Here is a 12,718-nt window from a genome sequence, read left to right as displayed (position 1 = left end):
GATGCGCTTCATGCTCCGCACCCTTATCTGTCTTGCGCCCGTTGCCTTGATGGGCGCACCTCTGGCGGCCCAGCAGGCGCCGCAGCAGGCAGCGCCTGCCGCCGCCCAGAAGGTGGCCGATGGCGCCAAGCCCTGGACCACCGGATGCAAGGGCGCTGGCGAGGCCGAAATCTGCGATACCGTCCAGTCGCTGATCGACGAGGCCAACGGCAAGGAAGTGATCCGCGTCGCCATCGCCAAGCAGAAGTCGACCGGCAAGACCGGGTTGCTGGTCAAGGTACCGCTGGGCGTGCGGCTGGACACCGGCGCGCTGATCCAGATCGACGGCGACAAGGCAAAGGGCATCGACCAGATCGTGTTCAGCCGCTGCCTGCCCGAAGGTTGCATTGCGGAAAAGCCCTTGGCCGTTGCCGATATGGACCACCTCAAGAAAGCGCAGAAGCTCGAACTGGTATTTCTCGACCTTGAAGGCAAGCCGATCGTCATCAACGTCGTGGCCACCGGGCTCGGCGCCGCGCTGGCGACTTTCTGAGCCGCGCGTATTCATGGCTCTCAGACCCTTTCACCTCGCCTTCCCGGTCGATGACCTCGACGCCGCGCGGCGCTTCTATCGCGATGTGCTGGGCTGCGGCGAAGGACGATCGTCCGATCACTGGATCGATTTCGACCTGTTCGGTCACCAGATCGTCGCGCATCTCGATCCCGCAGCCAGCGGCGCGCGAGCGCACCACAATCCCGTCGATGGCCATGATGTGCCGGTTCCGCATTTCGGCGTCGTTCTGACCATGACGGATTGGCAGGCGCTGGGCGAGCGGCTGCATGCGGCGGGGACGCGCTTCGTCATCGAACCGCATATCCGGTTCGCCGGCCAGGTCGGCGAACAGGCGACGATGTTCTTTCACGACCCGGCCGGCAATGCGCTCGAGTTCAAGGCGTTTGCCGACGACGCGATGCTGTTTGCAAGCTGACCGGGCGTTCCAATAGCCTTGGATGGCTGCATCTCACCACGTCACCCCCGCGCAGGCGGGGGTCCCGCTTGTGCGCTGCCCTTGGCGCAATAGCGGGATTCCCGCGTTCGCGGGAATGACGGAAGTGGTGCTTAGCGCACCGCCAAATCAGCGGGCAAAGTCGGTTCGCTGATCACGCGTTCCATCGCCGCCCAGCGGGATTTGGCATCGGATCCTGCGGCCTCGACGAATTCGCCCACCATGTCCTGCCCCAGCCCGTAATTGATGACATAGCTGCGATAGGTGTCGGTAAAGCCGATCGACTGCTTTGCCCGCGCCTCGCTCATCAACTGGTATTTCTGCGTCAGGGCGATGGCACGATCGCGGTCGATTTGGCCATCCAGATACATCTGCGCGATCGTGAAACGCGCGCCGCGCAGGCCGGTCAACGCCTCCTGCAGCGCGGCCAGACGCGCCGCATCGGTGGTGGCCAGTCCCGCCAGCGGATAAAGCTCGCGCATTTCGAAGGCGAGCTTCTGGTCGCCGGGAAACGCCAGGTCGATCCCGTAATTGGCCGAGCCTTCGGCGATCAGGCTTTGCGGGCTGTAAAGGGGATAGACGCTGTATTCCATCCAGCCGCGTCCCCGCATCAGTCGCTGTTCGAGCAGATAGTTGAGCGCGTGATGGCCCGGATAGCCTTCGTGACAGCCCAGATCGACCGCGCGGCTGATGCGGATCGGCAGATCGGTGTTGATCTGGATCAGGCTGGCGAGGTTGCCCTGATAATAATTGTACCCGCTCCACGGCTTGCCGGTGACGAACTCCATGCGGAAGCTCTCGCCCTTGGGCAACGGGATGTGGGCCGCGGTGCGCGCCCGGCATTCGGCGATCGCGCGGTCGAACACGGGTTGCAGCCGGTCGGCGGGAATGACGAATTGCTCCTGGAACGCATCGACCCGCTCGGCGAGCGTGCCCGCGCCCGGGAGCAGCGCCTCGATCCGGCTGAGCACAGGGTCATAGCTTGCCAGCGGCTGGATGTCCGGGGTGGCGCCGAACAGGCCGAGCGATTCCTCGCGGAAGCTCAATGTCTCGCCGCGCAGCATCCGCAGCCGGGTCCGCGCCGCGTTGAGCTGGGCCCGCAGGAACGTGACCCGGCGCTGTACCATCGCTTCGCGGCCGGTCACATCAAGTGCAGCGATCCGCCCGTCCAGCGCATCGACTGCCTGGGCGAGCGCAGGTAGCGCGCGCGGCGAGGCCTCGGCCGCACGTTTCCACTCCGCCGGGCCGTAATAGGCATCGATATAGCCATCTTCGTGCGTGCCGATTTCGAGCGAAAGCATGACATATTGCCGCGCGATATCGTCGATCGGATCTGTGCTGGCCGTCGCCTGGGGTCCGGTCTTGGGGGCACAAGCCGCGCACAGCAGCAAAAGCACCAGCAGGCCGAAACGGTTGATCCTGGTCATGGCTGTGTCACCTTTTTACTGTCATTCGCGGTCGCGTCGCGGCAAAAAACGCTGCGGGCATCTGGCACGGCGGGCCTTATCCGTCTATCGCCAAAGCCTTAGCCGGTCCACCCCTGGCCAGGCCGCAGATGGTGAGAGACGATGACCGACCAGCCCGACCAGACTGTGATCGCGCAAAGACGCGGTGGCATTGCCGGTCGCCTCGAAGCGTTTGCCGTGCAGATCGCCGGCCCGCTCGGCCGATGGTGGCGCGGATCGGTGATCCCCTCGATCGAGCACCGCGCGGTCATCGCCAAGGTCGATGACGAGTCCGGGCTGACCCCGCGTTATGCGTTCATGATTCTGATGTCGGCAGGCATCGCGGTGCTGGGGCTGTTGCTGTCCTCGCCTGCGGTTGTGATCGGCGCCATGCTCATCTCGCCGCTGATGGGCCCGATCATCGGCCTGGGCTTCGGGATGGCACTGGTCGACGGCAACGAGATCCGCCGCACGGCGATGAGCCTGGCCGGCGGCGTGCTGCTGGCGGTGCTGTTTACCGCGCTGATCGTGTTCTTCTCGCCGATCAAGGACATCACGCCCGAAATCGTCGCGCGCACCCGGCCCAACCTGTTCGATCTGCTGGTCGCGCTGTTTTCCGCCCTTGCCGGCGCCTATGCGATGATTCGCGGGCGCGAAGGCACCATCGTCGGCGTGGCAATCGCCACCGCGTTGATGCCGCCGCTGGCCACCGTCGGCTTCGGGCTGGCGACGCTCAACGGAACGGTATTCTTCGGGGCGCTCATGCTGTTCGTCACCAACCTGATGACGATCGCGATCGCCGCTGCCGTGATGGCGCGGCTGTATGGGTTCGGCCCGAAGCTGACCAGCCGCCAGAGCGGCGTCCAGGCGGCGGTCATTACCGCCGCTTTTCTGGCACTGGCCATCCCGCTGGGCTATTCGCTCAGCCAGATCGCCTGGGAAGCCCGTGCCCAGCGTCAGACGCGCGATGCGCTGGCCGACCAATTCCCCGGCCAGGCCAAGATCGATCAGCTCGATATCGATTTTTCGACCGATCCGCTGCTGGTCAGGGCGACGATCCTGACCCCCGAATACCGCAACGACGCGGCCCGGCTGGGCGAAGCCTCGCTGCAGAAATTGCTGGAACGGCCGGTCAAGTTGAGCCTCGACCAGTTCCGGGTCGGCACCGCGGCAGGGGATGCCGAAGCGGCCCAGCTCGCCTCGGCGTCCGCGCGGGACAAGGCCAGCAAGGAGCGGCAGGCCGTGGCTTTGGTCGGGCGCGAACTGGCCATCATGGCGGGCGTTTCGCCCGATGCGGTGCTGGTGGATCGCGACAAGAGGCTGGCGCAGGTCCGCGCGCTGCCATTGCCCGGGGCCAGCCTTGCCACCTATCGTGCGCTCGAGCAGCGTCTCGCCCAGGCCGAGCCGCAATGGCAGATGCAGCTGATCCCGCCCCCCGTGCCGCTGCCCTCGGTCAGTTTCGATGGCGACGCGCCCGACACGCAAGGGGCATCGAACCTTGCGCTGGCGATCTGGGCGGGGCGGCGCACGGGGCTGACGGTGACGGTAGGAGGCAGCGGCGATGCCACCGATTATGTTATGACGAAATTGCGCGAAGCAGGCATTCAGGCACAAAGTAGCGGATCGCGCAATTCAGACGGCTCCCTGCCGATGGCCTGGGCGCTTTGACAGGGCGATGACCGGCCCGCCGGGCGGAATTCTTGGGACGGCCGAACAGCAACTTGGCGATCACCTTTCGCATTCACATTCACCAGAGCGGCGGGCGATCTAATCGCAACCTGTTTCTATGTTCCGGGTGAGCCGACCGCGTCGGTGCGGCAAAAGACCCGATGGACCATTTACAACGCAATTAGCGGCTGGGAGCGTACCGTTTAGGGCCGCAGCACCGCCGGTATCTGGATGCGCGCGCACGACCGGCGTTCTGTGCTGTTGGCGATGCGAGTGATCGCGGGGTATTGCGGGCTCGTGTGCTGGCTGAACGCCCGCGCAGGTGCGTGTGCGGGTGCCGGCATTTATCCGCCTGCGCCTCTTTACCCGGTGTTCAGCATCCTTCTGATCGGCAGGCCTGATGCTGGCGTGGCGGATGGTGGTGCGGTATTCGTGTAGCAGCACAAATTGGCTGTCGTCAGGCGCTGTGGTCGATCCCTCGCGCTCATGTCGGCAATGTCCTTGCGATCATGGCGGCGGCGATAGGGGCCGGGCCTTGGCTTTGCAGGCCCGACAAAAAAGCTGGTGGATCTATGCCTGGTCGCTGGTGCGCCCCAATGGCGGAAGCGCAGCGCTGGCGCTGGGCGCTCAGTATGGCGGCAGTCAGGCAGGGTTGATCGTGCGCCATGCCCTGGGCGATGGCGGGCAGGCGTCTGCGCTCTATGCCTGCGCTGCCACTGCACTTGCACGTGCCGATGACCGCACCTTGGCGCTGGGCATCACTGCGCGGCCATGGGGCAACATTCCGCTCGAGCTGGCTGTGGAGCGGCGCTTCGGCCTCTTCGAAGGCCAGAAGGCCCGGTTCGCAGCGATGCTGGTGTCCGGTGGTGCCACCAGGCTGGGCCGTAGCCAGATTAAGGTCAAAGCCTTTGCGCAGGCAGGTGTTGTCGGCCTGAACACCCGCCGGGGGTTTTCGATGGGCAGATGGTGTCCACGCGGCAGGTTGCGGCGCGCGATCGGCATACTGTATCGGTGGGCGGCGGGCTCTGGGCCGGTGGCCAGCAGGAATCGGATTCCGATGGTGCGCTGCGTTGGGTCCACTGGGTCGATATGGGGCCGCGCGCAGCGCTGGCGATGCCACTCGGGGACAGCCAGATGACGGTCGCGCTCGACTGGCGTCAGCGGGTGGATGGCAACGCGCAGCCCGCTTCGGGCGCGGCAGCGACGCTGTCCACCGGTTTTTAAGCCCAAGGTGCGCGTTGAAGGGCGCGTGCCCCCTTCTGCTGAGCCTGCAAAGCGTCTAGCGTCGATCGCACACCATGGACGTCTATCTTCCCATCGCGAATCTTTCGGTCAACGGCTTCGTCATCATCGGGCTGGGCGGGCTTGTAGGCATTCTGTCGGGGATGTTCGGGGTGGGCGGTGGATTTCTCACCACACCGCTGCTGATCTTCTACGGCATTCCGCCGACCGTGGCGGCGGCCTCCGCCTCCACCCAGGTCACCGGATCGAGCGTGTCGGGCGTCATCGCCTACAGCCGCCGCAAGGGGGTCGATTACCAGATGGGCGGGGTGCTGGTGGTCGGCGGGATATTCGGAACGTTTGCCGGCGCCGCGCTGTTCCGGGCGCTGCAGCAGCTCGGCCAGATCGATACCGTGATCAACATCGTCTATGTGCTGCTGCTAGGGTCGATCGGCGGCATCATGGCGCGCGAAAGCCTGGCCAGCGTGCTGGCGATGCGGCGCGGCGAAAAGCTGCCCGCCAAGAAGCGGCGGCATCACCCGCTGGTCGCCAACCTGCCGCTGCGCTGGCGGTTTTATCGCTCGGGCCTGTACATCTCGCCGCTCGCGCCGCTGATCCTGGGCTTTGCCACGGGTATCCTGACGATCCTGCTGGGCGTGGGCGGCGGCTTCGTGATGGTGCCTGCGATGCTGTATCTGCTGGGCATGGGCGCGCAGGTCGTGGTCGGTACCTCGCTGTTCCAGATCCTGTTCGTGACCCTCGCCTCGACCATGGTCCACAGCCTGACCACCAAAGCGGTGGACATCGTGCTTGCAGTGCTGCTGCTGATCGGCAGCGTCACCGGCGCGCAGATCGGAGCGCGTTTCGCGCAGAAGCTGCCGCCCGAATATCTGCGACTGCTGCTGTCGGTGCTGGTGCTGCTGGTGGCTTTGCGGTTGGGGATCGGGCTGGGCTTCCGCCCGGCGGAAATCTATTCGGTAGAGTTGCTGCCATGAGCGCGCTGCGGTGGTTGGCCCTGCTGCTGGGGACGTGGCTGATGACCTCTGCTGCGACCGAACCGGTGCTGGTGCCCGAAGTGTCGCAGCGCGACATCCAGATCCAGTACGGCTTTACCGGCGCAGAGCTGCTGCTGTTCGGCGCGATCGTCTACCCCGGCGGTACCCCGCCTTCGGGCAACAGCGATATTGTGGTGATCCTCAAGGGCCCGCCGCAGTCGATCATCCTGCGCGAGAAGCAGCAGATAGCAGGGATATGGATCAACGCTGCAAGCACCGAATTCCGTTCGGCACCCGGATATTACGCCTTGGCCTCGTCGCGCCCGATCGAAAAGATCGTCGATGAGCGCACCGCAGCCATTTACGAATTCGGCCTGCCCAACCTGCAGCTGTCGCCCGCCGGCTCGATCGATCCCAAGGAGCAGCAGCGCTTTCTGGCCGGGTTGGTCGACCTCAACCGGCGCGAAGGGCTTTACAAGCAGCAGGAAGGCAGCGTCGAGATCCTGGAAGGCGTGCTGTATCAGGCACGGCTTTCGATTCCCGCCAGTGTTCCCACAGGCACCTACACGGCAGAGACGTTTCTCGTCCGGGATGGTCAGGTTCTCGCCGCAGCGGTGCGTGAGATCGAGATCCGCAAGTTTGGCTTCGAACGGTTTGTGGCGACGATGGCGGAATATCAGCCCTTTTTTTATGGCGTCAGTGCCGTGCTGATCTCCCTGTTGCTCGGCTGGCTGGGCGGCGTGGTGTTCCGCAAGATTTGATGCGGGTTTCTGCCGTCCATCCAAGCCATTCAGCATAGAGGGAAAATTTACCCAATCCGGTTAGAGAGCGGGGTGTACCTGCTTCAGAAAGGCTCCGGACGGCGCGATGGTTGAACTTAATCCCCGCAATTTCCAGGATCGCGCACCAGCCGACCCTGCCGACCTTCCCTCGCTGGAGCGGACGGTCCACCGTCCTGTCGAGCATCTCAAGATCGGCGAGGTCATCGAAATTGCCGGGTCGAGCTCGCAGGTGCTGCTCGATGCCAGTCGCCTTGCCACGCTGATGACGCACAAGGATCCCAGCGTGTCGATGGCAGGCCAGGTGGGTAGCCAGGTCAAGATCCGCATGGGTGCACGCTGGCTGGTGGCCAATGTCCGCACGCAGCGGATGCACCAGCGCGAAGCCGGACTGATCGTCTGCCAGATCGATTTTCTCGGCGAGGGCGAAGAGGAAAAGCTGACCGGGCGAATCTTCAACTTCCGGCGCGGGGTGACACGCTATCCGGTCCCCGGAACGCCGCTCTTCGCGATGACCAGCGCCGACCTGAAACAGGTCTACGCTGCCGATGCCCGTCCGCATATCGAGGTGGGAACGGTCTATCCGACCCTGGACACCCGCGGGGCACTGTATGTTGACGCGCTGCTGAGCAAGCACTTTGCACTGCTTGGGTCCACAGGCACCGGAAAATCGACCGCTGCCGCGCTGATCCTTCACCGCATCTGCGATATGATGCCCGAAGGCCATATCGTGATGGTCGATCCCCATGGCGAGTATTCCACTGCCTTTGCCGAAAATGGCGCGCTGTTCGATGTCGGCAATCTGTCGATGCCCTATTGGCTGATGAATTTCGAGGAGCATTGCGAGGTGTTCCTCACCTCCTCGGGCGCCGAGCGGCAGACCGATGCCGAAATTCTGGCCAAGTGCCTGCTGACCGCGCGGCTGAAGGGCAGGGCGGCGCAGGGCGCCTCGCGCGTGACGGTCGATACCCCCATTCCTTATATGCTGTCCGACCTTGTCGCCAACATCCAGAACGAGATGGGCAGGCTGGACAAGGCGACATCGAGCGCGCCGTTCCTGCGGATCAAGGGCAAGATCGAGGAGATCAAGGCCGATCCGCGCTACAGCTTCATGTTCTCCGGCATGCTAGTTGGGGACAATATGGCCGACTTCATCGGCAGGATTTTCCGCCTGCCCGCCGATGGCAAGCCGATCTCGATCATCGATGTGTCCGGCGTTCCTTCCGACATTACCTCGACGGTTGTCGCCGTTCTCAGCCGTATGGTGTTCGACTTTGCGATCTGGAGCCGCAAGGACAAGATCACCCCGGTGCTGCTGGTGTGCGAAGAGGCGCACCGCTACATTCCTTCCGACCGGGTGCTCGAACACAGCGCGGTGCGCAATGTGCTCAGCCGCATCGCCAAGGAGGGCCGCAAATACGGCGTATCGCTCGGCCTGATCACCCAGCGTCCGTCCGATCTTTCCGAAGGGGTGCTGTCGCAGTGTGGCACCATCATCGCGATGCGTTTGAACAACGACCGCGACCAGGCGCATGTCCGCTCGGCGATGCCCGAAGGGGCACGTGGCTTTCTCGATTCGATCCCCGCGCTGCGCAACCGTGAGTGCATCATTTGCGGCGAGGGCGTGTCGATCCCGATTCGCGTGTCGTTCGACGATCTGGCCGAGGCCCGCCGCCCGGCATCGGACGATCCACTGTTCAGCACGTTGTGGTGTCAGCACGGCGGCGAAGAGGAGATGGTCGCCCGTGTTGTCGGCCGCTGGCGCAATCAGGGCAACCTCACTGCCCTACGCTGATCATGTTCCGCGCGTATCGCCATACAGATGGATGTGCAGCCGGTCGGTGAAGCGCCAGCCACGCTCGAGACACAAGGGCCCCAGCCAGCGGCTGCGTGCGTGCAGATCGGTCGCGCAGGTGCCTTCGGGCATCAGCAGGATGCGGTCCGAAGCGATGCCGCAGCGGTCGGCCAAAGCGGTGATCTCTTCCGCATCGTGCGGCTGGGCGACAACGAACTTGAACCAAGCGCGGGTGTCGCGGGCATAGGCCACCAGCGCTGCCTCATTCATCCGCAGGCCCGGATCATTGCCTGAATGCGCAAGCTTGGGTGACAGGTTGAGCTGATCGACATGGCGATCAAAGCCCGCTGCCAGCGCGACCGTGCCGTTGCTCTCGATCTCAATATGATAATCCGGCCCCAAAAGATCGCACAGCGCCGCGAGTGCGGGCTGCTGCAGCAGCGGCTCGCCGCCGGTGAAGACGATATGCCGGCACTCATGGGCAGCGATTTGATCGGCCACATCGGCGATATCGAGGGTCACGCTGTTGTCGCGGCGCTGGTAGGTCTGGTCCCCGCGATGCTTGCCCGGATGGCCCGTAAAATACCAGGTGTAGGGCGTATCGCACCACTGACAGGCGAGATTGCATCCCGACAGGCGAACGAACACCGACGGCCTGCCTGCGGATATCCCCTCGCCCTGCAGCGAATGGAATATCTCGGGCTCTCCCGGTGTCGTGGTGGCAAGGCGCAATCTGGTCATGCGCCCCGGCCTTTAGCGAAAAAGCCGCCGGTTTGCCAAACAAAGCAAACCGACCAAAAAAGACTGGCCGCACCCGTCGCAGACAGATGCGGCCATCCCCCCAAAGGAAAGCATTTGAAGTCAGGCGTGGATCAGAACGCTGCGGTTACCCCGAAAACAATTGCCGAGTCGGCAATCTGTCCGCCGCCACCGTTGCGGAACTTCTGGAAGTTGGGCAACAGATAGGCCGATTCGGCGCGGGTGATGTCGGTGTCGACATAGGTGACACTGAGGGTCAGTGGCCCATAGACGTTGACCGCTGCCCCAAACGAATAGTCCCAGTATTTGCCGGTTGGGGCGATACTGGTGCCATTTGGGCCGAGGCCGGGGTTGCCGTCCGAATAGCCGATATGCGCGGTCAGCGTCAGCGGTGTGTCGGGGATGGCGATCGCCGCGTCCCCTGCGAGATACAGGTTGTCCTGCTTCTGTCCGCGGCTGAACGGTGTGGCAGAGAAGTTGCCCAGCGCTTCCTGCTTGGGCGCATAATACACAGCCGCCGTCAGCCCGACCGGCCCGGCCGTGCCCTTGAGCTTGGCATAGCCTTCAAAAAAGTCGGTGTTGTCGAAGCCGTCGGGGTACATGTACCAAGTAACGCCGACGTCGATGCCGGCAGAACCGACAGTCGTTGCATAGCCTGCGAACAGATCGACCTCGAGGTTCGGTCCGCCGAAGGTTCCCCAGCCTGCGAGGTTGGACCCCCATGTGCCGGCATAGAAGCCCGATTCATGGCTGACGGTGAAACCGCCCTGGATCGCGACGCCTTCATCGGACTGCGATACGCCGCGAAAGCGATAGTCCGAAACAAGACCGACAGAGCCCGAGATGGTGACCGGCGGCGATGCCTCTTCCTCCTGCGCGAACGCAGGGGTGGCAACGGCCGACGATATGAGGATGGCGAGGCCAGCAAGGCCCCGATGGAATTTGGACGTACGCATGTTTTTCCTTTCAACTGGATGCGTTTCGTCCCGCCTGCGCTGCGATGGCGACCCTCTTTTAATACAGCGTCCCTGGGCGCTAGATTGGGGTGCTCATGATCAGCGACAGTAATGCTGCCGTGTCATGCTGCGCTGCACAAGAGGAAAATGCTAAAAACATCAAGTTTGGCGAAAGATTGTGTCTTTCTCGCCACGATGAAGTGCCCGCATCGGACCTTTAGAGAGGTGTTAACCCCGTCTGGCTATGACTGATTCCCATGTTCGCCCCACTCGCCCCGATTCTGGCTGCTGATGCCGATGCAAGCGCCGAGACGCAGGGCATCACTGCGCGAGTCGAGGCGCTCGCACCGGTTATGGCAACCGTCGCGCGGCTGGCAGGGTGCCCGCTGAAACCCGCCACCGACCCGCTGGCACTGGGCGCGGACCTGTCCGGATTGCTGGTCGCGTTGTCACCTGAGCTCCGGCGGATCGTTGCCTACGACCTCGAGACACTGGGGGTTGTCCTGCAGGCAGGAATCATGGCGCTCGACAAGGCGCGGGCGGAAGGACGGTTTAGCCACGCTGCCGCCCGACTGCTCCACACGGAATCCGACGAGGCTTATCGGCAGATCCTGGCCGATGCTGGATACCCACCGCTCCTCTGATCGCGCGATCCCGCCCAGCTTTCCAATGGGGCTTGCACCGCAGACTTTCATTTGTTCTTGTTTTGTATTAGGGCTGCGGCATGACCGACGCCGTGCTCCATCACATGTCTGTTCCGGCAGATACCCAATCTCTGCAGGCGCCGATCGATAGCTGCGGCCCGCCGCAGGGCGCAGCGGCGGTGGCGCGGGGCATAGCGCGCCTTTTCCGCCGCAACCAGATCTGGGTGGCGCCCGAAATCGCGCTGCCCAACGGCCGCCGGGCCGACCTGATGGGAATCGATTCGCGTGGCGCAATCGTAATCGTCGAAATCAAGGTCGCACGCGCCGATCTGCTGGGCGATGCCAAATGGCCCGAATATCTCGATCATTGCGATCGCTTCTATTGGGGCCTTCCTCCGACACTGGATTCGGGCTTGGTCCAGTTGCCCGCCTTCCTACCCGAGACGACGGGGCTGATCATTGCCGATGCCTATGACGCAGAGATCATTCGCCCCGCGTCTACCCGGCCCCTCGCTCCGGCTCGGCGCAAGAGCGAAACCGCCAGATTGGCCTGCGTTGCGCTGCGCCGACTGAACCAGCTGCATGACCCCGCACCACCTGATGGGCTCTATTGATAACCGTATAGGTTTACTGTCAACTTTGTGATGCTGATCAGGAGTAAGACAGGAACATTGCGAAAGAGAGGATCGGGTCGATCGCGTGATCGGGATTGGCGATGCCGTGCGACATGCCCGGCCCCTTGCGGATACGCCTGTTGTCCGATTTGATATAAGAGGATTGCCTGTGGGTGTTCCTCGATCATCTGGCCGAAGCGTTCAACCGTTCGGTCGCGGCGAAGCGTGCCGGAGTGTCGCGCTCAGCGGTGCATTGGCTGCGCGTGAGCAGTCCGGCGTTTCGCAGCGGGCGGCAAAACGCGATCGCTGCCGACCATGGCGACCTTGAGCTCCGGATGCTTAACACCGCGAGGCGCGGCGCGCAAAACCGGTCAGGCGCCCTGATGCCAGCATTGGCAATGCGACCCAATACGATGACGCTCGGGGGCTCAGGGCTTGTGCGCTGCTGGCCCTTCTGGGCACGGCCCAGGCAGATCGCGCCGCTTGGCCCGTGGTGGATATGGCTGACCATGGCGGGGAGGGGCTTTGGCAAGACGCGGGCGGGCGCCGAGTGGGCTCGCGCGAATGGCGAAGCGAAGCCCGATCCACTTTGGTCGGAGCCAGTCCGGGCGAAGCGCGCAAAGTGATGGTTGAGGGACAAAACGGGTTGCTGGCCGATTGCATCGGCCGCCATATGCCCGCGCTGGAAACCGTCGCTGCGCCGCCTGCGCTGACCGGGCGGGGCGCAGGCGACGCTGTGCTCGGCCGCCGAGCGCGAAATTTTGCGCGGTCCACAACAGCCGAGTTCGCCTCGGAGTCGCAAAAGGAAATCACGAACAACGAGGCGCTCGTGGTGATCGATGCGTGGTGCGGCTGT

Annotated in this window: 12 protein-coding genes and 1 pseudogene; 10 read left to right on the top strand and 3 right to left on the bottom strand. The window is 63.7% G+C overall.

Translation table 11 applies throughout. The features are described from left to right. Positions 1-10: 10 nt before the first annotated feature. Both QUV11_RS06165 and QUV11_RS06160 read left to right on the top strand, forming a co-directional pair. On the top strand, positions 11-532 hold the full coding sequence (locus QUV11_RS06165) for an invasion associated locus B family protein (protein WP_300881091.1): 522 nt from the start codon (positions 11-13) through the stop codon (positions 530-532). Between the two features lie 13 nt (positions 533-545). Next, complete coding sequence (locus QUV11_RS06160) at positions 546-968, top strand: VOC family protein (RefSeq protein WP_300881090.1); 423 nt, start codon at positions 546-548, stop codon at positions 966-968. Between the two features lie 131 nt (positions 969-1,099). Here QUV11_RS06160 and QUV11_RS06155 read toward each other — a convergent pair whose 3' ends face one another. Continuing rightward, positions 1,100-2,413: a hypothetical protein gene (locus QUV11_RS06155; RefSeq protein WP_300881089.1), complete on the bottom strand. Its 1,314-nt coding sequence runs from the start codon at positions 2,411-2,413 to the stop codon at positions 1,100-1,102. A 141-nt stretch (positions 2,414-2,554) separates the two neighbouring features. On the opposite strand from QUV11_RS06155, the gene QUV11_RS06150 reads away from it, so the two are divergent. The 5 genes from QUV11_RS06150 (at position 2,555) to QUV11_RS06130 (ending at position 8,889) form a co-directional block, all read left to right on the top strand. Beyond that, a complete protein-coding gene (locus tag QUV11_RS06150) occupies positions 2,555-4,099 on the top strand; it encodes a DUF389 domain-containing protein (protein WP_300881088.1) in 1,545 nt (514 codons plus the stop codon). Positions 4,100-4,634: 535 nt separating this feature from the next. Then, positions 4,635-5,237, top strand: coding sequence for a hypothetical protein (locus QUV11_RS06145; protein WP_300881087.1), 603 nt, complete (start codon positions 4,635-4,637; stop codon positions 5,235-5,237). Between the two features lie 160 nt (positions 5,238-5,397). Further along, positions 5,398-6,315: a sulfite exporter TauE/SafE family protein gene (locus tag QUV11_RS06140; protein WP_188512633.1), complete on the top strand. Its 918-nt coding sequence runs from the start codon at positions 5,398-5,400 to the stop codon at positions 6,313-6,315. Then, on the top strand, positions 6,312-7,076 hold the full coding sequence (locus QUV11_RS06135; RefSeq protein ID WP_300881086.1) for a TIGR02186 family protein: 765 nt from the start codon (positions 6,312-6,314) through the stop codon (positions 7,074-7,076). The genes QUV11_RS06140 and QUV11_RS06135 overlap by 4 nt, the downstream gene beginning before the upstream one ends. Positions 7,077-7,182: 106 nt before the next feature. Further along, the gene (locus QUV11_RS06130; protein ID WP_300881085.1) at positions 7,183-8,889 is read left to right on the top strand and encodes a DUF87 domain-containing protein; all 1,707 of its coding nucleotides are present in this window, start codon (positions 7,183-7,185) and stop codon (positions 8,887-8,889) included. On the opposite strand, the gene QUV11_RS06125 is transcribed toward QUV11_RS06130, so the two are convergent. Next, positions 8,890-9,630 carry a 7-carboxy-7-deazaguanine synthase QueE gene (locus QUV11_RS06125; protein WP_300881084.1) on the bottom strand — a complete coding sequence of 247 codons (741 nt, stop codon included), beginning with the start codon at positions 9,628-9,630 and terminating at the stop codon, positions 8,890-8,892. It abuts the gene before it with no gap. A 131-nt stretch (positions 9,631-9,761) separates the two neighbouring features. After that, the gene (locus QUV11_RS06120; RefSeq protein ID WP_300881083.1) at positions 9,762-10,604 is read right to left on the bottom strand and encodes a TorF family putative porin; all 843 of its coding nucleotides are present in this window, start codon (positions 10,602-10,604) and stop codon (positions 9,762-9,764) included. Between the two features lie 257 nt (positions 10,605-10,861). Between QUV11_RS06120 and QUV11_RS06115 the strand changes: the two genes are divergently transcribed. The 3 genes and pseudogenes from QUV11_RS06115 to QUV11_RS06105 all read left to right on the top strand — a co-directional run. Beyond that, positions 10,862-11,248 carry a hypothetical protein gene (locus QUV11_RS06115; protein WP_300881082.1) on the top strand — a complete coding sequence of 129 codons (387 nt, stop codon included), beginning with the start codon at positions 10,862-10,864 and terminating at the stop codon, positions 11,246-11,248. Between the two features lie 80 nt (positions 11,249-11,328). Then, a complete protein-coding gene (locus tag QUV11_RS06110) occupies positions 11,329-11,862 on the top strand; it encodes an MmcB family DNA repair protein (RefSeq protein WP_300881081.1) in 534 nt (177 codons plus the stop codon). A 446-nt stretch (positions 11,863-12,308) separates the two neighbouring features. Next, positions 12,309-12,638, top strand: a pseudogene (locus tag QUV11_RS06105) (terminase family protein); the annotation flags it as partial. Between the last annotated feature and the right edge of the window lie 80 nt (positions 12,639-12,718).

It is taken from the genome of Blastomonas sp. (assembly GCF_030373265.1).
Taxonomy (GTDB): Bacteria; Pseudomonadota; Alphaproteobacteria; order Sphingomonadales; family Sphingomonadaceae; genus Blastomonas.
The sequence above is the reverse complement of the archived record's forward strand: the minus strand, read 5'-3'. Positions and strand labels throughout refer to the sequence as shown.